Source organism: Parasphingopyxis lamellibrachiae, assembly GCF_003385775.1.
Taxonomy (GTDB): domain Bacteria; phylum Pseudomonadota; class Alphaproteobacteria; order Sphingomonadales; family Sphingomonadaceae; genus Parasphingopyxis; species Parasphingopyxis lamellibrachiae.
In genome coordinates this window covers 687,967-710,329 of the sequence record NZ_QRDP01000004.1, presented here as the reverse complement: position 1 = coordinate 710,329, position 22,363 = coordinate 687,967, and the positions used below count along the sequence as shown (strand labels likewise).

The 22,363-nt window shown below is 60.0% G+C and carries 22 protein-coding genes and 1 pseudogene; 6 read left to right on the top strand and 17 right to left on the bottom strand.

From position 1 onward, the window contains the following. Positions 1-71: 71 nt before the first annotated feature. Genes DFR46_RS03610 through purF form a run of 3 tightly spaced genes read right to left on the bottom strand, consistent with a single transcriptional unit; the run spans position 72 to position 2,965 of the window. Positions 72-719, bottom strand: coding sequence for a metallophosphatase domain-containing protein (locus DFR46_RS03610; protein ID WP_116235206.1), 648 nt, complete (start codon positions 717-719; stop codon positions 72-74). A gap of 36 nt (positions 720-755) precedes the next feature. Further along, positions 756-1,475 (bottom strand): SDR family NAD(P)-dependent oxidoreductase, encoded by a 720-nt coding sequence (locus DFR46_RS03605; RefSeq protein WP_116235205.1) that lies wholly within the window; start codon positions 1,473-1,475, stop codon positions 756-758. A 32-nt stretch (positions 1,476-1,507) separates the two neighbouring features. Beyond that, positions 1,508-2,965 (bottom strand): amidophosphoribosyltransferase, encoded by a 1,458-nt coding sequence (gene purF, locus DFR46_RS03600; protein ID WP_116235204.1) that lies wholly within the window; start codon positions 2,963-2,965, stop codon positions 1,508-1,510. 121 nt (positions 2,966-3,086) lie between these two features. On the opposite strand from purF, the gene hisI reads away from it, so the two are divergent. The 4 genes from hisI (at position 3,087) to DFR46_RS03580 (ending at position 6,652) form a co-directional block, all read left to right on the top strand. Further along, positions 3,087-3,449: a phosphoribosyl-AMP cyclohydrolase gene (gene hisI / locus DFR46_RS03595; RefSeq protein ID WP_116235203.1), complete on the top strand. Its 363-nt coding sequence runs from the start codon at positions 3,087-3,089 to the stop codon at positions 3,447-3,449. 84 nt (positions 3,450-3,533) lie between these two features. Continuing rightward, positions 3,534-3,950 carry a MerR family transcriptional regulator gene (locus DFR46_RS03590; RefSeq protein WP_116235202.1) on the top strand — a complete coding sequence of 139 codons (417 nt, stop codon included), beginning with the start codon at positions 3,534-3,536 and terminating at the stop codon, positions 3,948-3,950. A gap of 76 nt (positions 3,951-4,026) precedes the next feature. Further along, entirely contained in the window at positions 4,027-5,829 is a 1,803-nt protein-coding gene (locus DFR46_RS03585; protein WP_116235201.1) for an acyl-CoA dehydrogenase C-terminal domain-containing protein, read from the top strand. 121 nt (positions 5,830-5,950) lie between these two features. Continuing rightward, positions 5,951-6,652 carry a hypothetical protein gene (locus tag DFR46_RS03580; RefSeq protein WP_147297608.1) on the top strand — a complete coding sequence of 234 codons (702 nt, stop codon included), beginning with the start codon at positions 5,951-5,953 and terminating at the stop codon, positions 6,650-6,652. A 4-nt stretch (positions 6,653-6,656) separates the two neighbouring features. Here DFR46_RS03580 and DFR46_RS03575 read toward each other — a convergent pair whose 3' ends face one another. The 3 genes from DFR46_RS03575 to DFR46_RS03565 are packed head-to-tail and all read right to left on the bottom strand — an operon-like array spanning position 6,657 to position 9,650. Beyond that, complete coding sequence (locus tag DFR46_RS03575) at positions 6,657-7,403, bottom strand: NRDE family protein (RefSeq protein ID WP_116235199.1); 747 nt, start codon at positions 7,401-7,403, stop codon at positions 6,657-6,659. 22 nt (positions 7,404-7,425) lie between these two features. After that, positions 7,426-8,346 carry a cysteine synthase A gene (gene cysK, locus DFR46_RS03570; protein WP_116235198.1) on the bottom strand — a complete coding sequence of 307 codons (921 nt, stop codon included), beginning with the start codon at positions 8,344-8,346 and terminating at the stop codon, positions 7,426-7,428. After that, positions 8,343-9,650 carry an MFS transporter gene (locus DFR46_RS03565; RefSeq protein WP_116235197.1) on the bottom strand — a complete coding sequence of 436 codons (1,308 nt, stop codon included), beginning with the start codon at positions 9,648-9,650 and terminating at the stop codon, positions 8,343-8,345. The genes cysK and DFR46_RS03565 overlap by 4 nt, the downstream gene beginning before the upstream one ends. 155 nt (positions 9,651-9,805) lie before the next feature. Here DFR46_RS03565 and DFR46_RS03560 point away from each other — a divergent pair, with 155 nt between their 5' ends. Beyond that, positions 9,806-10,411 carry a hypothetical protein gene (locus DFR46_RS03560; protein ID WP_116235196.1) on the top strand — a complete coding sequence of 202 codons (606 nt, stop codon included), beginning with the start codon at positions 9,806-9,808 and terminating at the stop codon, positions 10,409-10,411. Between the two features lie 14 nt (positions 10,412-10,425). Here the strand turns inward: DFR46_RS03560 and DFR46_RS03555 are convergent, their stop codons facing one another. The 5 genes and pseudogenes from DFR46_RS03555 to DFR46_RS03540 all read right to left on the bottom strand — a co-directional run. After that, positions 10,426-11,100, bottom strand: a complete 675-nt coding sequence (locus tag DFR46_RS03555; RefSeq protein ID WP_162843384.1) for a L,D-transpeptidase family protein — start codon at positions 11,098-11,100, stop codon at positions 10,426-10,428. A 152-nt stretch (positions 11,101-11,252) separates the two neighbouring features. Then, positions 11,253-13,547, bottom strand: a complete 2,295-nt coding sequence (locus tag DFR46_RS03550; protein WP_116235194.1) for an ATP-dependent helicase — start codon at positions 13,545-13,547, stop codon at positions 11,253-11,255. A 63-nt stretch (positions 13,548-13,610) separates the two neighbouring features. Further along, complete coding sequence (locus tag DFR46_RS14760; RefSeq protein WP_162843383.1) at positions 13,611-13,778, bottom strand: hypothetical protein; 168 nt, start codon at positions 13,776-13,778, stop codon at positions 13,611-13,613. Positions 13,779-13,876: 98 nt separating this feature from the next. Next, positions 13,877-14,422, bottom strand: coding sequence for a 16S rRNA (guanine(966)-N(2))-methyltransferase RsmD (gene rsmD / locus DFR46_RS03545; RefSeq protein WP_116235193.1), 546 nt, complete (start codon positions 14,420-14,422; stop codon positions 13,877-13,879). Then, positions 14,419-15,141, bottom strand: a pseudogene (locus tag DFR46_RS03540) (pseudouridine synthase); the annotation flags it as partial. The pseudogene DFR46_RS03540 and the gene rsmD, both read right to left, overlap by 4 nt. A 168-nt stretch (positions 15,142-15,309) precedes the next feature. Between DFR46_RS03540 and DFR46_RS14925 the strand changes: the two are divergent. Further along, positions 15,310-17,010 (top strand): AmpG family muropeptide MFS transporter, encoded by a 1,701-nt coding sequence (locus DFR46_RS14925; RefSeq protein WP_245953649.1) that lies wholly within the window; start codon positions 15,310-15,312, stop codon positions 17,008-17,010. On the opposite strand, the gene DFR46_RS03525 is transcribed toward DFR46_RS14925, so the two are convergent. The 6 genes from DFR46_RS03525 to DFR46_RS03500 all read right to left on the bottom strand — a co-directional run bounded on the left by DFR46_RS03525 (position 17,003) and on the right by DFR46_RS03500 (position 22,362). Beyond that, entirely contained in the window at positions 17,003-17,419 is a 417-nt protein-coding gene (locus tag DFR46_RS03525) for a DUF6628 family protein (protein WP_147297607.1), read from the bottom strand. The two genes, DFR46_RS14925 and DFR46_RS03525, sit on opposite strands and share 8 nt — an antisense overlap. Before the next feature lie 66 nt (positions 17,420-17,485). Beyond that, positions 17,486-18,799, bottom strand: coding sequence for a bifunctional folylpolyglutamate synthase/dihydrofolate synthase (locus tag DFR46_RS03520; protein ID WP_116235190.1), 1,314 nt, complete (start codon positions 18,797-18,799; stop codon positions 17,486-17,488). 12 nt (positions 18,800-18,811) lie between these two features. Further along, on the bottom strand, positions 18,812-19,666 hold the full coding sequence (gene accD, locus DFR46_RS03515) for an acetyl-CoA carboxylase, carboxyltransferase subunit beta (protein ID WP_116235189.1): 855 nt from the start codon (positions 19,664-19,666) through the stop codon (positions 18,812-18,814). A gap of 4 nt (positions 19,667-19,670) precedes the next feature. Then, positions 19,671-20,483 (bottom strand): tryptophan synthase subunit alpha, encoded by an 813-nt coding sequence (trpA, locus tag DFR46_RS03510; protein ID WP_116235188.1) that lies wholly within the window; start codon positions 20,481-20,483, stop codon positions 19,671-19,673. Then, the gene (gene trpB, locus DFR46_RS03505) at positions 20,480-21,721 is read right to left on the bottom strand and encodes a tryptophan synthase subunit beta (RefSeq protein ID WP_116235187.1); all 1,242 of its coding nucleotides are present in this window, start codon (positions 21,719-21,721) and stop codon (positions 20,480-20,482) included. Before trpB ends, trpA begins: the two co-directional genes overlap by 4 nt. Continuing rightward, positions 21,718-22,362: a phosphoribosylanthranilate isomerase gene (locus DFR46_RS03500; RefSeq protein WP_116235186.1), complete on the bottom strand. Its 645-nt coding sequence runs from the start codon at positions 22,360-22,362 to the stop codon at positions 21,718-21,720. The genes trpB and DFR46_RS03500 overlap by 4 nt, the downstream gene beginning before the upstream one ends. Position 22,363: the final 1 nt, after the last annotated feature.

The window sequence follows — 22,363 nt, the reverse complement described above, 5'->3', positions numbered from 1 at the left end:
CCCCCCGAGGCAAGCTTAGGAAATGGCGGGCGGCGATGAAACCCCAATATCTCCGAACAGCGAAGAAGGACCTATGCCGGGCGATCCGGCTCAACCTCCAGCACGAAGGGCGCTCTCACAGCGCGTTCACCGCTGATCGCCGAGCTCGCATTGACGAACAGTGTATCGCCAATGTGGGACTCGCCTGCGCTGGCATGCACATGGCCGAAACAATGGAGCCGCGGCGCGATCCGCGCGATCTCGGCAGCCAAGTGCGGACAGCCATGCGAATGACCGCGGCGCGAATGGTCCAATATCCCGGCGGGCGGGACATGGGTGATCAGGATATCGAGGCCCGAAGGGATTGCCGCCCATTTTTCGCGCAGCGCGCCCTCGTCTAGGTAGAAAGCATGGCTTGCCAGTTCTGGTACCCAGGGCGCAGCGTAGATGTCCAACCCTTCGACGGTGAGCCGTTCGTCCTGGATATAGCGCGCATTGCGAAACGGCTGTTGCGTTCGCGCCAGCGCGGCCTCGAGTGCAAGGTCGTGATTGCCGCCGGTGACAAGGATCTTCGGGTAGTTTTGTCGGCCGAACCAGTCGTCGAGTTCCGTCAACGCCGCCGCGTCGCGATCGAAAAGATCGAGCATGTCGCCGCAATGGATCAGGATATCGCCGCCCGGCAGTGACAGCGATCCGTGCATCGCATGGGTATCACTGATGATTGTGACGGAAACGGACATTGTCGGGACGTTCTTACCCCGACCGGGCGTGATAGGCTAGGTGCCCCGGTTTTCGACCTTTACCCGGTATCCGGTCTCGAAATCGCCGGTCGCCAGTTCGACGATCGCATCCGCTACCGTGTCGGGGCCCTTGAGCGTTGCCTGGTCCTCGCCCGGATAGGCAAGCTGACGCATCTTGGTTGCGGTAGCCCCCGGATCGATAATGGCAACGCGCAGGGGTGTGAGGTTCTTGACCTCTTCGCCATAGGCGGTGACCAGCGTATCGAGCGCAGCCTTGGAGGCGCCGTAAGCCCCCCAGAATGCACGCGGATTGGCGCCGACGCTGGAGGTGATGGCGATCAGCCGGCCCTGCTGGCTCTTGCGGAGCATCGGGTCGAAGGCCGCGATCATCGCCTGCTGCGCCGTGAAGTTGAGCGTCATGACGTCGGACAGTTCCTTGGCGTCGATCTGGTGCACGGGCATCAGCGAGCCCAGCATTGCCGCGTTGAGGACGAGGATATCGAGTGCGTCCCATCGTTCGCTGATTGCAGCGGCAAGCCGCCGGATGCTGTCGCCGTCGACGAGGTCCAGAGGCGCGATGGTCGCACTGCCGCCGGCATCATGAATTGCATCCTCGACCTCTTCGAGGCCGCCTACTGTCCGGGCCACGAGGATGACATGCGCACCCTCAGCCGCCAGCGCTTTTGCCGTGGCCGCACCGATCCCGCGACTGGCACCGGTTACAAGGGCCAGTTTTCCGTCCAGCGTCTTGGTCATTTATATTTGCTCTTCCCATGGCTTGCCGAGGATCATGTCACGCGTTCCGCCAGGAGGGGGAACTGGGTGACATTGGCCAGGCCGTCCTGATCGGTCAGCGTGGTCGGATAATCGCCCGTGAAACATGCATCGCAGCGCTGTGGATGATCATTGCTCCGCCCGGTTTCGCCTAGGGCACGGTACAGTCCGTCGATCGAGATAAAGGCGAGACTGTCTGCCTTGATATAGTCCTGCATCCCGGTGACGTCGTATTGCGCGGCGAGCAGCTTTTCGCGTTTCGGCGTGTCGACGCCATAGAAGCAGCTGTTGCGGGTCGGCGGACTGGCGATCCGCATATGGACTTCCGTCGCACCGGCATCGCGCATCATCTCGACAATCTTGGTGCTCGTGGTTCCGCGGACGATCGAATCGTCCACCAGTATGACGCGCTTGCCCTCGATCAGCGCCTGATTGGCATTATGCTTGAGCTTGACGCCCAGGTGGCGGACCTTGTCGCCGGGCTGAATGAAGGTGCGGCCGACATAATGTGACCGGATGATCCCGAGCTCGAACGGAATGCCGGACTGCTGGGCGTATCCAATGGCCGCCGGCGTTCCGGAATCGGGCACCGGAATGACGAGATCGGCTTCGACGGGATTCTCGATGGCTAACTCTGCGCCGATCTGTTTGCGTACCGAATAGACGGACTGGCCATCGACGATCGAATCTGGACGCGAGAAGTAGACATGCTCGAAGATGCAGGGGCGCGGAGCAATCTTGGCAAAGGGATGCAGAGACCTGATGCCTTTGTCATTGACGACAATCAGTTCGCCCGGCTCGACTTCGCGGATAAATTCGGCTCCGACCACGTCGAACGCCACGCTTTCCGATGCGAAGATAACCGCATCGCCGAGTTTGCCCATTACGAGGGGACGGATACCCAGTGGATCGCGGCAGCCTATCATGCCCTCGGGTGTGATGCAGACCAGCGAATAGGCTCCTTCGAGTTGTTTCAGCGCATCGATGAAACTGTCGAGCAGGGTCTTGAATGATGAGGTCGCCACCAGATGGATGATCGTTTCGGTGTCGGACGTCGACTGGAAGATGGAGCCATGCTGAACCAGCTCCTGCCGCAGGGTTCTGGCATTGGAGATATTGCCGTTATGCGCCACAGCAAATCCGCCGGACGAGAGCTCGGCATAGAGCGGCTGCACGTTGCGCAGTCCACTTTCTCCGGTTGTAGAATAGCGAACATGGCCACAGGCGGCATCGCCGGGCAGCTGGCGGATGATATGATCTTCATCGAAGTTGCCGGCGACATGGCCAACGGCGCGATGACTGTGAAACCAGTTGCGGTCGTAACTGGTGATGCCGGCGGCTTCCTGTCCGCGATGCTGAAGCGCATGCAGGCCAAGGGCGACTACAGCAGCAGCAGTATCGGCACCCCAGATGCCAAATACGCCGCATTCCTCCCGCAGCTTGTCATCATCATATGGATCGGTGGTCAGCATAGCGACTCCGGCGCAATGGTCGGTCACGTGCGAGCATATAGGGGGGGGAATCGCGTTTGTCTTGTCTTTGTCATAATGCGATGAGGATTTCAGAGATTCTCTCCGAAGAAAGCAGCTCCAAATGGCCGATGATCGCGAAACCGCGCTGACCCTTGATCCGAAGTACGACGCAACGGGACTGCTGACGGCGGTGATTACGGCACGTGAGAGCGGCGATGTTCTGATGGTCGCGCATATGAACCGGGAAGCCCTGAACCTCACAATCGAAACCGGGGTTGCTCATTTCTGGTCGCGCAGCCGGAAATCGCTGTGGAAGAAGGGGGAAACCTCCGGCAACATCCTGCGTATTGCCGACATGCGGATCGATTGCGATCAGGATGCCGTCTGGCTGGTTGCGGACCCGGCGGGTCCGGCTTGCCATACTGGCGAAACCAGCTGCTTCTATCGGCGCATCGAAGGCGAAGCCCTGACCCGTATTACCTAGATATCTCACAATTCCGACATAAATATTCCCAGTGACGTAGCGTCACCGATTGACGTTAACGTGAACCGCTTTTATTGAGGCGACATGGCAGAAACACTACAGCATGCGGGCATCGATACACCCGATGAAAAAAACCGCGAAACCTATACGATCTCCGATCTTTCCGAGGAATTCGGAGTGACGCCGCGCGCTTTGCGCTTTTACGAAGACGAGGGACTGATCTCGCCGGAACGGCACGGTCTTACCAGGGTTTATGCGCAGCGGGACAGGGCGAGACTTGCCTGGATTTTGCGTGCCAAGCGGACCGGCTTCAGCCTCGCGGATATCCGCGAGATGATCGATCTGTATGATCTTGGCGATGGTCGTGTGAAGCAGCGCAAGGTCACTCTCGTAAAGTGCCGGGAGCGCATCGAAATTCTGAAGCGCCAGCGCGAGGATATCGATTCTTCGATCATCGAGCTTGAGAATTTCATCGAGCTGGTCGAAAAAATCGACAAATAGTCCGCGATCATTTCGCGCCCAAATTTTGATATTCAGGGACCGCGGAAATCGCGCTCCCACATTGGAGTCCATTACCATGCCCACATACACGGCACCCGTTCGCGATACCCAATATGTACTGAATCATATTGTCGGCCTGGATCGTTATGCGAACCTTCTCGGATTCGAGAATGCGACGATGGATATGGCCGATGCCATATTGACCGAAGGCGGACGGTTTTGTTCGGAAGTGCTGTTTCCGCTCAATCAAGTTGGGGACGAGCAGGGCTGCACCCGGCATGAGGATGGCTCGGTATCGACGCCCGACGGGTTCAAGGAAGCCTATCGCCAGCTTGTTGAGGGTGGCTGGACCACCTTGACCGGCCCGGAGGAATTTGGCGGACAGGGCCTGCCGCATGTTCTCGGCACCGCGATCGAAGAATATATGATCAGCTCCAACATGGCGTTTGCGATGTATAACGGACTGACGATGGGCGCGACCGCTGCGATCATGGCGAAAGGCTCGCAGGCGCAAAAAGAAAAATATGTGCCCAAAATGGTGTCTGGCGAATGGGGCGGCACGATGAACCTTACGGAACCCCACTGCGGCACGGATCTCGGCCTGATCCGCACGAAGGCGGAACCGCAGGCCGATGGCAGTTTCAAGGTTTCCGGTACAAAGATATTCATCTCGTCGGGCGAGCATGACCTGACGGAAAATATCATCCATCTGGTGCTCGCCAAGACGCCGGATGCGCCTGACAGCGTGAAGGGAATCTCGCTGTTCATCGTACCCAAATTTCTCGTCAATGACGACGGCTCGCTCGGCGAGCGTAACGCGGCTTCCTGCGGCTCGATCGAAGAGAAAATGGGTATCCACGGCAATTCGACCTGCGTCATGAATTACGACGGTGCATCGGGCTGGCTCGTCGGGGAAGAGAATAAGGGCCTTGCCGCGATGTTCATCATGATGAACGCCGCGCGCCTGGGCGTCGGGGCGCAGGGTCTCGGGATTGGCGAAGTCGCGTTCCAGAATGCGGTCGCCTATGCGCAGGATCGCCGGCAGGGCAGGGCGCTGACGGGTCCGGCGGAACCGGAAGAAAAAGCCGATACGCTTTTTGTCCATCCGGATGTTCGCCGGATGCTGATGGAATCGAAAGCCTATCTGGAAGCCAGCCGCGCGCTGTGCATCTGGGGCGGCCTGCAGGTCGATCTTGCCCACAAGGCGCAGACTGAAGAAGAACGGCAGGTTGCCGACGATATGATCTCGCTGCTGACGCCTGTCATCAAGGGTTTTGTGACGGATCTCGGCTACCAGATCGCAACCCAGTCGCAGCAGGTTTTTGGCGGCCATGGCTACATCCGCGAATGGGGTATGGAACAATATGTCCGCGATGCGCGGATCGCGCAGATCTACGAGGGCACAAACGGGGTTCAGGCGATGGACCTTGTCGGACGCAAGCTCGCCAAGGACGGCGGCCGGGCAATTCAGGCATTTCTGGCCATGGTTGGTGAAGAAGTTGCCGAATTGCAGGAGAACGAAGCCGTCAATGCCGTGGCAACCGGGCTCGAAAAAGCAAATGGCGAGCTGCGTGGTGCCACGATGTGGTTGATGCAGAACGCATTTACCAATCTCAACAATGCCGGTGCCGCCGCTTACAACTATATGCAGCTTATGGGCGTCACCACGCTCGGCCTGATGTGGCTGCGCATGGCGAAGGCCAGCGCCGCTGCCATCGAAGCCGGCACGGAAGACAAAGCCTTCCACGAAGCCAAACTGGTAACGGCGCGTTTCTATGCGGAGAAAATCATGCCCGATGCGGCCGGTCTGCGAGCAAAGATTGAGGGCGGTTCGGACAGCCTGATGGCGCTTGAGCCTGAGATGTTCATCTCAGCCTAGGCCCTAAAACCGGATCAGGAGTGGCAGAATGGCGTTTGACGTGTCCGGTGGCCACCGGACACGCTGGACGTCATCGCTCGTCTCATCCTAAATAGCGGGATCACGTGAAGAGGAAGAGCCTGTGCCGACACGCCTGAAATGGATCATAGGAATATTGGGCGTCGTCGCCGTTGCCGGGCTGGCTTATGTCGGGTCGATGCAGCTCGGCCTGGCTGACTATCGCTATGAATCCGCGTCGGATTCGGAATCCGCCGAGGGCGATCTCGCCGAAATGAGCTCCGGGGAACGCCTTTGCGCTGCGCAATCGACAATCGATTCCATTCGCCAACGGATATTTGCCCGGGCGCGCACAGCCAGCAACGATGACGGCGCATTATTGAGCCGGCTTGAGGGCGGAACGCTCGCACGTATGGAAGAACCGCGGCTGATCGATTTCGATGAGGGTCTCGAACAGGCACGGTGCGAGGGCAGGCTTATATTGGAACTGCCGCGCGGGACCGAACCGGCATTTAACTATAGCCGTCGCTTGAACGCCAGCCTTGAATATATCGCGGAACCGACTGCCGACGGGCGCGGGCGTGTGCACCGGATGAACGGGGCCGACGACCTGATCGACCGGCTGGCCGATGCCGATCTGGTAACCCGGCGCTCGGATCCTGCCGACAAGGACGAGGCCGAAGGCGGGATCAATGAGGAGGGGAAGGATGAGTTCGCACCTGGCGATGACGAGCCTGTTGCCGAGGATCCCGACTTTGAGGGTGACGATGTCCGGCCGCCGGAAGAGCTGTTGCCACCGGTCATGCAGGAAGATCAGGGCAAATAGCTTCTCAGCCTGTGGCTGATGCGCTCCAGTCGATGGCCATGCGCGTCTGGCCGGTCTTGCCTCCCTCCGCATTGTAGCGGCGTTCCGAGATCCAGCCACAACCGGCATGGTCTATGGCGACCATGGTGCTGCAGCGCGTTCCATAACGCGGGTTGCGGATGAATATCGGGCTGTGCTGGGCGCGGATTGGCGGAACTTGCGGTGCATCGTCCGCCCGCAGCGCGTCGAACAGGTGGCCATCGCTCTCGCTGTCCGCATCGAGCCAGTCGCCCAACAACGCTTTAATGCGATCCGTCTTCGCCCAGTTATCTTCGAACATGCTATTGGACAGGCCGTAAATGCCGGGGCCAAGAGTGCGTTTTACGGCACCGGGCCGATTGCTGAGCAGCTGGGCCTTTCCGCTATCGACCGCAATAATGTTGAACGGGTTGAAATCGTCCAGGTCGCCACTTTCCGGAGCGGCATAGCGACCGCGGCCGATCAGTATGTCAGCGATAAGCGCGCCGCGCGATGCTTTGTCCGGCTGCGGGCCAGCGAGGTTTGCAACATTGGTGACAACCGCAAAGCGCCCTTCTTCCGATACGCCCAGCCAGGTTCCTCCAGCTTCGAGATCGCGGCCTGCGATAACGTGCGGGTGATCGCCCCAGCGTTCGAGCGCCGCCGCAGGCCGGGCGTGAAGCTCATCGCGATTGCCGATCATGACCAGCTGCCAGCGCGGATGCGCAGCCCATGCAAAAGCCAGAACGCACATGGATCAGGCCGGAGCCATTCTCCTATTCTTCCGGGAGGAAATCGGGAACCGACAGGTAACGCTCGCCGGTATCGTAGTTGAAGCCGAGAACGCGGACACCATCGTCGACTTCCGTCAACTTCTGTTTGATGGCCTGCAGGGTAGCGCCGGAGCTGATGCCCACAAGCGTACCTTCCTCCCGTGCTGCACGACGCGCCATTTCCTTGGCATCGTCCGGATCGACCTGGATCGCTCCGTCGATGGCCTGGGTGTGGAGATTGCTCGGGATGAACCCTGCGCCGATACCCTGGATAGGATGAGGGCCGGGCTGGCCGCCCGAGATGACCGGCGAACCTACCGGCTCGACGGCATAGGCTTTCATGGCGGGCCAGTGTTTCTTGAGCACTTCCGCGCACCCGGTAATATGTCCGCCGGTGCCGACGCCGGTAATCAGGATGTCGATGGGCGCGTCGGCAAAGTCGGCGAGAATTTCCTTTGCCGTCGTCTCGACATGAACGGCGACATTGGCCGGGTTGTCGAACTGTTGCGGCATCCAGGCGTTGGCATCCGCCGCCACCAGTTCCTGCGCGCGCTCGATCGCGCCTTTCATGCCTTTTTCCTTGGGCGTGAGATCGAAGGTTGCGCCATAGGAAAGCATCAGCCTTCGCCGTTCGACGGACATGCTTTCGGGCATCACGAGCACGAGCTCATAGCCTTTCACAGCGGCGACCATGGCAAGCCCGATACCGGTGTTGCCGGACGTGGGCTCGATGATCCTGCCGCCGGGCTTTAATGCGCCGGACTGTTCGGCATCTTCGATCATGGCGAGGGCGATACGGTCTTTGATCGATCCGCCCGGATTGCCGCGCTCCGACTTGATCCACACCTCAGCATCCCCAAATAGCCTCTGCACACGGATGTGCGGGGTGTTGCCGATCGTTTCGAGGATATTTGCGGCTTTCATGTCGTCTTCTCCTGCAAGGTCTGTTCTGTCCGCCCGGCTTCATCATCGTCATTGTCGAGATCGTCAGGCGGCTCGAATGTCTTGGTTGTTCGTAGCGCCGGGAACCATGCGGTCCACAATAGCACCGTCGCGATAGCTCCGAAACCGCCTGTGACCACGGCCGCGACGGGGCCGATAATCCAGGCCAGCGTACCGCTGAAAAAGTCGCCGAATTCGTTGGAAGCCGAGATGGTCAACAGCGAAACGGACGATACCCGTCCGCGCTTGTCATCGGGCGTATGAAGCTGGATCAGCGACTGGCGGATATAGACGGAGAACATGTCGGCCGCGCCAACGACAAAAAGCGCGGCAAGGGAAAGCGGCATCGATGTCGAAAAGCCGAAGACGATGGTGGCCAGCCCGAAAAAGCCTACCGCCCATAGCATTTTCGGCCCGACATTGTTCTTGAGTGGGCGGAAGGAAAACCAGAGTGCGGTGAGCGCGGCCCCGACAGCAGGCGCGGCGGCAAGCTGGCTGAGCCCGGTTGCGCCGACTTCCAATATGTCGCGTGCATAGACCGGGAAGAGCGCGGTTGCGCCGGCCAGAAACACAGCGAACAGATCAAGCGTGATCGCGCCCAGCACCATCTTGTTGCGACGGACATAGCGCAATCCGTCGACAACCTGCGAAACCGGGTGTTGTGTACCCCTGATCGCGGGCCGGGGCACCGCACCAATCAGGCTTAGCGCAATAAAGGAAATGCTAAGCAGCCCGCAGGTCGCCGCATAGGGCAGGGCGGGATTGATGACATAAAGATAGCCACCGATTGCCGGGCCGACGATCATGCCGGTTTGCCAGGCGATCGAGCTCAGCGCGATGGCATTGGGCAGCACCGCTTTGGGAACGAGATTGGGCGCGAGCGCGCTGAGCGCCGGCCCGGCAAAGGCGCGCGCTATTCCGAGAATAACCGCGATGCCGAACAATGTCGGCAGCGTCATCATGTCCGACCATGTCGCGAAACTCAGCGCGGCAGCGCACAGCATCTGCAGTGCTACCATGATGCGGGCGACTGTCTTGCGATCGAACCGGTCGGCCGCGAGCCCTGCAAAGGGCGTCAGCAGGAACAGCGGCACGAATTGCAGCAGGCCGATAATCGCCAGCTGTCCAGCCGCACCGCCCACGCTCATTCCGCCATCGCGGGCGATATTATAGGCCTGCCAGCCGATGATCAGCATCATCGCATATTGGCCAAGTGTCATCGACAGCCGCGAAGCCCAATAGGCCCGGAAGTTTACTATCTGGAACGGATGCGGTTCGTGGGCCATCAGAGCCGTCTAGTCGCAGCGGTGGCGCGTCGGCAAGAGAAGCAGCGTTTCAGGGTCAAAAGCAAAGCTTGGCCTGCCGTTTATGGTTGATCGGGCGGGCGATTGTTGATCTACTCGGCAGGGGCGCACGACATTGCGATCTGGGGAGAGTGGATATGAAGAAGCTTGTTGGAATGACGGCCGCGCTAATTTTGTTTTCCGGTTGTGTGGAAACCGACGAACCGGCAGCGGACTCCGGCGCTACAGACGACGCCCAGGAAGCTGACGCCGCGACAGTGGGCGATGTGCTGTCGGCTGGGGGCTGGGGGCCGCTGCGCATCGGCATGTCGCGCGATGAGGTGGTTGCGGCCGTGGGCGGCCCTGCAGATCCCGAGGCGATGGGGAGCCCGGAACCCGAATTTTGCGACCAGTTTCCGCCGGCTCAGGCGCCCACCGGAATGTTCGTGATGATCGAAAGCGGAGTGTTGACCAGCATTTCTCTGAGTGCAGGCTCCACCCTTCAGACATCCGAAGGGCTTTCCGTTGGCGACAGCGCTGACGCGGTACGTGCGGCCTATGGCGACCGGCTCGATGTGCTGCCTCATAATTATATCGGTTTACCGGCCGAATATCTCACCGTTTGGAGCACTGGGGAAATTACCGAAAACGGGACGTCGGACGAGAATGCGCGCGGTATTCGGTACGAGACTAACGCGGAAGGCGTGATCGAGCTGATCCATGCCGGCGGCCCCAGTATCCAATATGTGGAAGGCTGCCTTTAAAAAGGGCTTGCCGACTAGATCCCGGCGACCAGATTGCCGTCCGTAACGGGCGAGCCGCGGGTGATCAGTACGCGGGTACCAAGCTCGACCTGGTTGAACAGCAGTTCAGCGAAATCGTCGGGCACGCCGATGCAGCCGCGCGAGGCAAAGCCTTCTTCGACCATGCTGCCATGGATGGCGATGCCGTCATTGGTCAGTCGCATCATGTAGGGCATAGGCACGAAATACAGGTTCGAGATATGATCCTCGTCCTTCTCGGTAATAGTGAAGCTGCCGGTCGGGGTCGGGCTGTCGTCATGACCATAGAGGATGACCGTGCGCCCGATTTCCGATCCGCCGCGATAGGCGTAGAGCCGTTCCGCTTCGAGATCGACGATCACGCGGATCTCGCCAGCGGGTACGCCCTCTTCGTTCCAGGCATATTCGCCAAAGGCCATTTCGCCGTCGACGGTCAGTGGATCGGTAATCCGAAATCCCGCTTCCTCCTCGGCTGTGGGCTCCTCGAAGGATGCCTGGATAAGCTCGGACGCGGGCTGAGCTTCCGGCAGCGCTACCGATGCGACGACGGGGGACTCCGGCGCGATTGTCGTGGAGACGAAACCTGTCGAAACCAGTTGCGTCGCGCCTGCGACCAGGCCGGCGGCCAGGAGCAGCTTGAAACTCAGCGCAAATTTGCTGTTGGACGACATCACGGCAACTCCCACTTGGCCTGCAGGTTTGAACCACTTTAACCTGATGGTGAGCAAGGCCTTATGACGCCTGTTTACCATGATATTGCGCTTCGGTTGGCGCGCGAAGTTACGGGTAAAGGTTACTGTGCCATGATGGGACGGATATCGGGCTAGGCAAGCTCGACAAAGCTGTCGAGCACTCGTTTGCGCCCGGCTTGCTCAAATTCAATCTCGAGCTTGTTGCCTTCGATTTCCTCTACCGCGCCATAGCCGAATTTCTGGTGGAAGACGCGCTGGCCGATCGCGATGTCGGAGCGGGGTTTTGCGCCGAAACTCACGGCGCTTGCCTTGGCTTCCATAACTTTTCCTGCCTTGGGGAGCGCCCCAGCCGCAGCAGCGCGCTTCCAGCCGGGACCGCGTTTGTCGGCGCGCGTGACATTGGAGAAGGGGTCGCCCTGTTCGGACCAGTTGGCGCGCCACAGGGATTCTCCGCCCGTCATGCTGGTTTCGCTCTCGATATGCTCGTCCGGCAGCTCGCCGATGAAACGGGAGGGGATCGAGCTTGTCCATTGTCCATAAATCCGGCGATTTGCCGTGTGCACGATATGGCAGAGCCGCCGGGCACGGGTAATCGCGACATAGGCGAGGCGGCGTTCTTCCTCCAGGCTCTTGTTGCCGCCTTCGTCGAGCGAACGCTGGGACGGGAAAACGCCTTCTTCCCAGCCCGCAAGGAATACCGTGTCGAATTCCAGTCCCTTGGCGGCATGAATAGTCATGATTGTGACCTTCTCGGAGTCCCGGTCTGCGTCATTGTCCATGACCAGGCTGACATGTTCGAGGAAGGAGCCGAGCGTATCGAATTCCTCCATCGCCCGGGTCAGCTCGGTAAGATTCTCCAGTCGGCCGGCGGCTTCGGCGGACCGGTCATTCTGCCACATCGCCGTATAGCCGGATTCGTCGAGCACGAGCCGGGCGAGTTCGGGATGAGGCAGGTCGTTCGCCATGTCCCGCCAGCGCGCAAAGTTGCGCATAAGGTCGCCCAGCGGCTTTTTCGCTCGCGGCGTCAGTTCGTCGGTATCGAGAATACGGGCGGCGGCGAGACTGACCGGAATGTTTTCGCGGCGGGCATAGCCGTGGATCGTCCCGACTGCCTTGTCTCCCAGTCCGCGTTTCGGCGTGTTGACGATACGTTCGAATGCCAGGTCATCCGCAGGCTGTATGATGACGCGAAGATAGGCCAGCGCATCGCGGATTTCGGCACGTTCGTAAAAGCGGAAGCCGCCGATGATGCGATAGGGCACACCGATCTGGATAAAGCGGTCTTCGAATTCGCGGGTCTGGAACTGGGCGCGAACCAGGATCGCAATATCGTCGAGGGTTCCGCCCCTGGACTGATGCGCCTCGATTTCTTCACCGACGCGGCGGGCCTCTTCCGGGCCGTCCCACACGCCGATAATTTTGACCTTCTCGCCCTCGTCTTCGTCGGTCCACAGAGACTTTCCGAGCCGTCCGCCATTATGCGCGATCACGCCCGATGCGGCGGCGAGGATATGCGGCGTCGAGCGATAATTTTGTTCGAGTCTGACGACTTTGGCGCCGGGAAAGTCCTTTTCGAACTTCAGGATATTGGCGACTTCTGCGCCGCGCCAGCTGTAGATCGACTGGTCGTCATCGCCGACCACGCAGATATTTTTGCGCTCCTGGGCAAGGAGTCTGAGCCAGAGATATTGCGAGCTGTTGGTGTCCTGATACTCGTCGACCAATATGTATTTGAACCGCTGCTGATACATTTCGAGTACGTCGCGATGGGTCTTCAGGATCACCAGCATGTGCAGCAGAAGATCGCCGAAATCGCACGCGTTGAGCGCTTTCAGCCGGTCCTGATAGGCCTGGTAAAGCTGCTGGCCCTTGCCATTGTCATAGGCTTCGCTCTCTTCCGCCGTTACGTCGGCGGGCATCCAGCCGCGGTTTTTCCAGCGATCGATGAGCCCTCCCAGCATCCGGGCCGGCCAGCGTTTCTCGTCGATCTCGGCGGCCTGGATCAGCTGCTTCAAGAGACGCAGCTGATCGTCGGTATCGAGGATCGTGTAATTGCTCTCGAGACCCGCCAGTTCGGCATGACGGCGGAGCATTTTTGCACCGATTGCGTGGAAGGTTCCCAGCCATGGCATGCCTTCGACATCCTGGCCGAGTGCTCGGGCAACGCGCTCCTTCATCTCGCGTGCGGCTTTGTTGGTGAACGTCACCGCGAGTATTTCGGAGGGCCAGGCTTTGCGGGTCCAGATCAGATGGGCGAGCCGCGCGGTGAGGCAGGCGGTCTTGCCAGTTCCGGCACCTGCCAGGACAAGCAATGGCCCTTCCGTGGTCAGCACGGCCTCACGCTGCGGATCGTTGAGCGGGCGCAAATAGGGCGGTTCGGGTGGTTGTATCGCGGGGTCGGTCACCCGCGAACAGTTAGGGAACATGAAGTGGTGGCGCAAGCGTGTCTTGCCCATACAAGGGTGCTGCAATCCACCCGGCTCAGCCGACTATGCCGCGTGCGCGCCGAGCTTGAAAAAGTTGCGGGCCTTTTCGCGCCAGTAATTCTTGCCATAGCCCGGATAGTCCCTGAGACTGGCCCATTCGATACCGGCCGTCGCGGCCAGCGCCCGTGCCAGTTGCTCATTGTCCATCGTAAGGTTTTCGCGCTGTTTCATGTCCTGTGGTCCTTCGCGATCAGGCAAAAGGCCCGACCACCGCGTGGACTATGTCAGGATCGGAATGGCCCGGCTGTGATACGGGGCACAGAATGTGACTAAGGTGTGGGGTTTTTTCGCAGCAACGTTATTTGCGCCTTGCCGAATTGGCGTACGGCTTCGACCGTCAGTCCATCGCCCGCGACGGTGGCGTTTCGCTCTGTTTCGACGCTTATCCAGCTGCTTGGCCCGATCCAGCCCTGCCGGGAGAGATTCGCGATGATCTTGTCCGCCAGCCCTGAGCCATAAGGCGGATCCATCGCAATCAGATCGTAAGGCTGAGACGCCGGCCCCAGGTTTCCCGCCGACCCGCGCCAGATATCGGCCGCGGCGTCCAGGGCGGCAATGTTCTTTTCAAGAGATTTTATCGCCGTCCTGTCTCGCTCGACGAAGGTACAATGCGCGGCGCGGCGCGACAGCGCTTCGAGGCCGAGTGCGCCGCTGCCGGCAAACAGATCGGCAATCCGCAGGCCTTCGAACGTGCCCAGCCGGCTAGCCAGCATAGAGAACAGGGCTTCACGGACGCGGTCGGTGGTAGGACGCGTTATGTCGCCTGGGGGCGCTTCGATTTTCCGGCCGCGCCACTGACCGGCGATGATTCTCATTTGAGCGTCTTCCGGAATTTGACGAGATCATGCTGACGTATCTGTTCGACCCCGCCTTTCGGGATGTCGCCCAGATAGAAGGGGCCATAGGCGGTGCGGATCAGACGGCTGACCTGAAGGCCAAAATGTTCGAGCACGCGCCGCACCTCGCGGTTCTTGCCCTCGGCGAGTTTCAGCTCGATCCACTGGTTGCGCCCGGTACGGCGTTCCAGATTCGCGTCGATCGGGCCGTAACGCACGCCATCGATGGTGATGCCGTCGATCAGCCGTTCGAGCTGATCCTGTGTGATCGGTCCAAAGGCGCGCGCGCGGTAAATCCGCTCGACGCCGGAGGAGGGCAGTTCCATCTGGCGCTTGAGGCCGCCGTCATTGGTCATCAACAACAGCCCCTCGGTGTTGAGATCGAGCCGGCCGATAGGCATCAGGCGCGGCAAACCCTTGGGCAGCTTGTCATAGATGGTCGGGCGACCCTTTGGGTCGCGTTCGGCCGTCAGCAGGCCGGCGGGCTTGTGAAAGCTGTAGAGCTTTGCCGGGATGGGTTGGCCGACGGCCTCCCCATCGACCGTCACGCCGTGGAGCGACTTCAGCAGCGTAGCGGGCGTGTCGAGCGTTTTGCCGTCGATTGCAATCCGTCCCGCTTCGATCATTCGCTCCACTTCGCGCCGGGAAGCCACGCCGGCCCGGGCAAGCAGCTTTGCGATACGCTGTTCATCGCGTTTTGGGGGAGGTTTTGGCATCGGGCCGCTGTAGCCGTTTTTCCGGAGAATGCGAATATTCCTTGGTCAAAGCGGTGCTTTCCGGCGCTGGCTGAAGGCAAGTCGTGGACAACAGGGCTATCCAAAGCATATTTTGTCGCTAGTTTCCCTGCCAACACGGGCGGGGAGCACATGATGGCCGAAAACGACGATATGAGCGCGACAACGGGGTCATGGCGAGATTTACTGCCGCAGGGCGTGCGTCCCTATTTCGAGCCGGCACCGCTTGCCGCGCTTTTTCTCGGGATATCGTCAGGCTTTCCCTTCGCCATGATCGGCGCAACGCTGACGACGCGGCTAGCGCAGGACGGCATTGAAAAATCGGCGGTCACCGCCTTCGCGCTGACTTTCCTGTCTTACAACCTCAAATGGGCCTGGGCACCGATCGTCGACAAGATTCGTATTCCGGTGTTGGGGCGGATCGGCCAACGCCGGTCCTGGCTGCTCGTCATCGGCCTTGCCGTGATGGGCGCCGTATCGCTGCTCGGCAATATCGATCCCGAAAGCTCGCTGGCTTATGTGGCGCTGGCGGCAATTCTCGTCGGTATGATGGGGGCGACATTCGATATCGTTATCGATGGTTACCGGATCGAACTGCTCGAGCCGCACGAACTCGGCGTCGGCTCGGGTATGAGCCAATATGGCTGGCGGATCGGCGCTGCTGTGGCGGGATCTCTGGCGCTTGTCGTTGCGGCCCGTATGGGATGGGGCGCGGCCTATATGGCCTGTGCTTTTCTCGCGTTACCCGCAGTGATTACCGGCTTCGTCATGGGCGAACCGACGCGCAAAGTCATCCGCGACTGGCCGCGTTTCATGAGACGCACTCCGTATGCAATCTTCATTCTCAGCTTTCCGCTTGCCTATGGCGGTGCGGTGATGCTCGATCGCTGGCTTGGTGTCGAAATTCTGAGCCTGATGGTTATCGTAGGCTATATTTTTCCGCTGTTCGATCTGACCGCACGGCGCGCGCGCGACATTGGCTGGTCCGGCCATGTCAATTGGGTGCTGCTGCCGCCGCTTGTCGCTTTGCTGGCAATATTGATCTGGGACTGGCCGACCGTGACCGGGGCTTTAGGTAGCGCCGCGCTTATTCTCTATCCGCTGCTCGTGCTCGGTGGCACAATCCTCGCTTGGCTCTGTGTTACGCCAACACGCACTGCGGGGTCGACCGAATCAACTGTAGTTGGCCCGTTGGTTGAATTCTTCAGCCGCGAAGGGGCATTTATCGTGCTGATCTTCGTCCTGCTTCACAAGATTGGCGATACGCTTGCCAATCTGACCTTCCGACTATTGTTCGAGGATCTCGGCTATACGAATGACGAGATTGCGATCTACGATGTCGGACTCGGATTCTGGGCGCTCCTTGTGGGCGTCTTCGTTGGCGGCGTACTCTACGCCCGTCTGGGGATGAAGAAATCTGTACTGCTCAGCCTCGTGCTGATGGCGGTTTCCAATTTCAGCTTCGCTGGACTCGCTGCAGTCGGCCACAGTAATTGGGGTATGGCAGGTGCAATCGGCTTCGAGAACTTCGCCAGTGGCATCGGCGGAGTCTGCGTCGTCGCCTATCTGTCGGCGCTTTGTAACCTCAAATTCACCGCGACGCATTTTGCGCTGCTTTCGGCGGCAGCAAGTATTCTCGGGCGCTTTCTGACAGGCACGACGGCGGGAACGCTGATCGAGGATATGGGCTATGTCAATTTCTACCTGCTGACGACAGCCGCGGCATTCCCCGGTGTCATCCTGTTCTGGTGGATGATCCGGAGCGGACTGGTGGACAGGTCATTGGGAACGGCGGGATCGGAGGATCCAGAAATGGATAACCCGGCTAAATAGCCAGCGGCCGGCCCATCTCACCAAGCGTTTCGTTGAGCGCAGTTATCGTTGGTACTGCCGATGTGGCCCGATGCGGTTTGAGCAGGGGATGTATAAGATCCTTGCCGATCTCCGGATCGCAAATCGCTGAAAGCAAGGCAAATTCATGGGCCGTCATGCGCGGCGTGCAGCAGGGTGCGACGATGATGTTGCCGCGCGCCGTGCGTGCGATATCGACTAGCAGCGCCCGCAACAGAACCAGCGGCTTGCGATATCGCATGCCGTAACCCGCAAGCATCGCATTGGCCGCAAAGGCATCGTGCAGCCCATGGATGGCCATGCGCCGAATGGTGAACAACAGGATGCGAGCGTCGCCGCAAACTGGCGCTGTGTGGGGCAAAATAGTGTCGAGCTTGCTGGAATCGTCCATGAACATCCTTTCGATAAGGATGGCATATGACGGCACACGCTATTGCAAGTCAATCGCAATAAGAGGCTATTCAGGAATATATCCATTCAACCGAAGAGCTTCTCCAGCGAGGTAGAGCGAGCCGATAATTGCGATGGTTTCTCGGTCGCCTGCGCTTCCGGACCCGAACTTTGCAACAGCGATTTCCAGACCGGAAGCGGTATCCCCGCGAATTCCCAAATCCGCGGCGATACGGGCCAGCGTTTCGGGCGAATGGCACGCATGGCCGTCTACCGGCACGAACGTCGCCGATTTCGCGATGCCAGCCAGTGGCGTCAGGAAGCCGGCGGGATCCTTGTTCGCCAGCATGCCCATTACGAGATGGAGCGACGGCGTCTCGGAGAAATGCTCTGCCAGAACATTGGCCGCCAGAACATTGTGACCGCCGTCGAGCCATAGTGAACCATCGGAGGGTAACAGGGATGTTAACGGGCCAGATCCCAATTGCTGTAATCGGGCAGGCCAGTCGGCCCAGCCCATTGCCGCCTTTAGCGCGCCTTCGGGCACGATGATTTCCCGCTGGTGGCTGAGCATGGCAATGGCAAGCAGGGCATTGTCGGCCTGATGCGCTCCGGCGAGGCCGGGAAGAGGCAGGCGATAGCGATTTTCGCTGTCGCGATAGTGCAATATCCCGCGATAGGCCGCGCCCATCCAATCTCTTCCCCGTGCGATCCATTCCGCGCCATTGTCCTGCGCGGTTCGTTCGATGGGGCCCGCCAGTGGTTCAGGATATTCCTGCGTCACCAGGGCGCGTCCCCGTTTGGCTATGCCCGCTTTCTCACTGGCAATGACGGCGATGTCTGAACCGAGAAATCCTTCATGATCGATGCCGAGATGCGCGATTCCAGCGACCAACGGGCGTTCGATAACGTTGGTGGCGTCGAGCCGTCCGCCCAGACCGACCTCGATAACACAGGCATCCGCGGGTGTTCGCGAAAAGGCGAGAAAAGCAGCGGCCGTCGTCGCTTCGAAAAAGCTGGGGTTGATCCCTTCCGCGCAATCGAGCGTTTCGGCGAGTAATGTGGCCAGCCTCTCATCGCTGACAAGCTTGCCGGCCAGACGAATACGCTCGTTAAAGCGCACAAGGTGTGGGCTGGTATAGACATGGGCGGTGAGCCCGGCGGCTTCGATGGCTGCGCGCAGAAAGGCGCAGGTCGAGCCTTTGCCGTTGGTGCCGGCGACATGGAAGACCGGCGGCAGGGAGCGGTGCGGATTACCGAGCCTGTCGAGCAGCTCTGTGATCCGTTCCAGCCCCAATGTGTCCCGCCCCGGTGAAAGAGCGGTTAGCCGATCGAGTTGAAGCTGGACGGCCGGATCGTCCGAACGTGCATGGTCAACCATGGCCGGGCGCTGCTAGGCCGCCTGCTTTGAGGGCGCGAGGAACGCGATCAGCTGAGCCAGCGTATCGCGCAGGGCGCTCCGTTCGACGATCATGTCGAGCATACCATGCTCCAGAAGATATTCGGCGCTCTGGAAATTGTCGGGCAGTTTCTCGCGGATGGTGTTTTCGATCACCCGGCGACCGGTAAAGGCGAGCAGCGCCTTGGGTTCGGAAATCTGGATGTCGCCGAGCATCGCATAGCTGGCCATCACGCCGCCCGATGTCGGATCGGTCAGAACGACAATGTAGGGTAGACCGGCCTCACGCAATTCTTCGACGGCAACCGTCATCTTGGGCATCTGCATAAGCGAGAGTCCGCCTTCCTGCATACGTGCGCCGCCAGAGGCGGTGAAAACGATATAGGGGCACTGCGCTTCGATCGCCGCGCGCGCGCCGCGCACGAACGTTTCACCCACGGCGAGGCCCATGGAGCCGCCCATGAACGCGAAATCCTGAACGCCGATTACCGCGTCCTGCCCTTTGATCTGGCCCCTGGCGTTGACGAAAGCGTCGCTCTCGCCGGTCGCCGAGCGCGCTGCTTTCAGGCGATCGACATATTTTTTCTGGTCGCGGAATTTGAGAGGGTCTTCTTTCACCTTGGGCGCCGGCAATTCTTCCCAGCTCATATCGTCGAACAGCTGGAGAAATCGCGCCGAGGGGCCAATGCGTCCGTGGAATCCGCATTCCGGGCACACGGAGAGATTCTCCTCATATTCTTTGGTGAACACCATCTGGTTGCAGTCCCGGCATTTATGCCAGAGCGTGTCTTCGGTCGACCTCTTCGAGATGAAGGGAATGCGGTTCCGGACATTGTTGAACCAGTTCATGATATTATCCTTTGGCCGTTCGGGCAGTGCTTATAGCGTCTGACAGCGTTCCGATATAGTCGCGAACCGGGCCGGGAGCATCCTTGCCATGTTCGCCGATCAGCTCGACAATCGCAGAACCAACGACAACGCCGTCCGCGACACGGGCGATATCGGCCGCCTGTTCCGGCGTGCGAACGCCGAAGCCGACCGCAACGGGAAGGTTCGTCTGTGCTTTCAGCCGCGCGACGGCCGCTTCGATACTGTCCTGTGCTGCCTGTTGCTTGCCGGTAATTCCGGCAACCGAGACATAATAGAGAAAGCCTGAAGCACCATCGAGCACAGCGGGAAGGCGGTCGGCGTTGGTCGTCGGCGTGGCAAGCCTGATCATGGCGACATCCTGCTCGCGCAGGGCCGGGCCGAGCGCTTCGTCTTCCTCGGCAGGAATATCGACGCAGATGACACCGTCGACGCCCGCTTCGACACAGCGTTCGGCAAACCATTGGGGTCCGCGCCGGATCATCGGATTTGCATAGCCCATCAGTACGAGCGCTATGCTTGGATGGCGTTCACGAAAATCCCCAGCGATGTCGAAAAGGTCGGCGGTGGTGGTTCCCGCGCCCAGCGAACGCAGATTGGCCTCCTGGATGGATGGGCCGTCCGCCATTGGATCGGTGAAAGGCATGCCGAGCTCGATAACGTCGGCTCCGCCTTCGACCAATGCGTCGAGAATATCGCCAGTATTTGCAGGCGAAGGATCTCCGCCGGTGACAAAGGCGACAAGGGTGGCGCGGCCCTGGGTCCGGCAAGCTTCGAACGTAGCGCTCAGTCGGTTCACATCTCGACTCCCAGCGCTTCGGCGACCGTGAAGATGTCTTTGTCCCCCCGGCCGCAGAGATTGGCGAGAATGATCTGGTCGCGGTCCATGTCCACGGCGCGCCTGGTCACGGCGGAAATCGCGTGGCTGGGTTCGAGTGCGGGAATGATTCCTTCGGTGCGGCAGAGCAATTGGAAGGCGTCGAGCGCCTCGGTATCGGTCACGCTCGAATAATCGACGCGGCCGCTTTCCTTGAGCCAGGCATGTTCAGGGCCGATGCCCGGGTAATCGAGGCCGGCGCTGATCGAATGGGCCTCGGCAATCTGGCCGTCCTCATCCTGCAGAAGATAGGTCTTGTTGCCGTGCAGCACGCCGGGATTGCCGCCGGCAAGGCTGGCTGCGTGGCGTTTGCCCAGGCCTTCGCCCGCCGCTTCCACACCCAGCATCTTCACATCCGGATCGTCGAGAAACGGATGGAACAGGCCGATGGCGTTGGAACCCCCGCCAATCGCGGCAACGAGAAGGTCGGGTAACCTGCCGACACGATCTAGCAGTTGCGCACGCGCTTCGGTTCCGATCACGCTCTGGAAGTCGCGAACCAGTTCTGGATAGGGATGGGGTCCAGCGGCCGTGCCGATGATGTAGAAAGTATCATGGACGTTTGCGACCCAGTCGCGCAGCCCTTCATTCATGGCATCTTTGAGCGTTTTCGCACCGCTTGTGACGGGTACGACTTCGGCCCCGAGTAGTTTCATGCGGAACACATTGGGCTGTTGCCGTTCAATATCGCGCGCACCCATGTAGATAACGCAGGGCAGGCCAAAACGCGCTGCAACGGTCGCCGTCGCCACGCCATGCTGTCCAGCACCGGTTTCGGCGATTATCCGCGTTTTTCCCATGCGCTTGGCGAGCAGGATCTGGCCGATGCAATTGTTGATCTTGTGCGCACCGGTATGATTGAGTTCGTCGCGCTTGAACCAGATCTGCGCGCCTTTGTCCTGCGGCGCATCCTTGCGGACCTCTTCGGTCAACCGCTCTGCATAATAGAGCGGAGACGGGCGCCCGACATAATGTTCGAGCAGGTCGTCAAACTCAGCCTGGAAGGCCGGGTCGACCTTGGCCGCCCGATATTCCTTTTCCAGGTCGAGGATCAGCGGCATCAGCGTTTCGGCGACATAGCGCCCGCCAAATTCGCCGAAATGGCCCCGTTCGTCGGGCAGGGAGCGATAGCTGTTCGGTGGCGGTACTTGGTCTGTCATACGGCTTTCACAGCTTCCATAAAGGCGGAAATCTTGTCGGGATTCTTGATACCCGGTTCGCTTTCGACACCGGAGGAGACATCCAGCATGGTTGCACCGGTGATCGCAAGGGCCTCAGCAACATTATCGGCGTTCAACCCACCCGATAATCCCCAGGGCGCCTTGTGTTTGAACTTGTTGAGCAGCTTCCAGTCAAACGCGATTCCCATGCCGCCGGGCAGGCGAGATGCCTTGGGTGTGCGTGCGTCGAACAGAATGAGATTGGCATCATCCCGGTAGCGCTTGGCGCGCTCCAGATCGCTCGCCGTGCTCACAGGGATCGCTTTCCATATTTCAACTTTATGCCGCGCCTTCAGTGATTTCAGTCGCTCGGGGCGTTCGTCTCCGTGCAGCTGGATGATGTCGAGCCGCCCGGCCACGATGGCGCGTTCAAGCAGAGAATCGCTCGGCTCGACGAACACGCCGACCCGTTTCATGGTCTTGGGAACATGTTTGACGAGCGCAGGGGCTTCGCGCGGAACCACATTGCGCGGGCTCTTCTCGAAAAACACGAATCCGGCATAGGCAGCACCGGCTTCGGCCGCAGCCTCGATGGCCTCGACTGACGTCAGGCCGCATATCTTCACATCGATGTCTGCCATG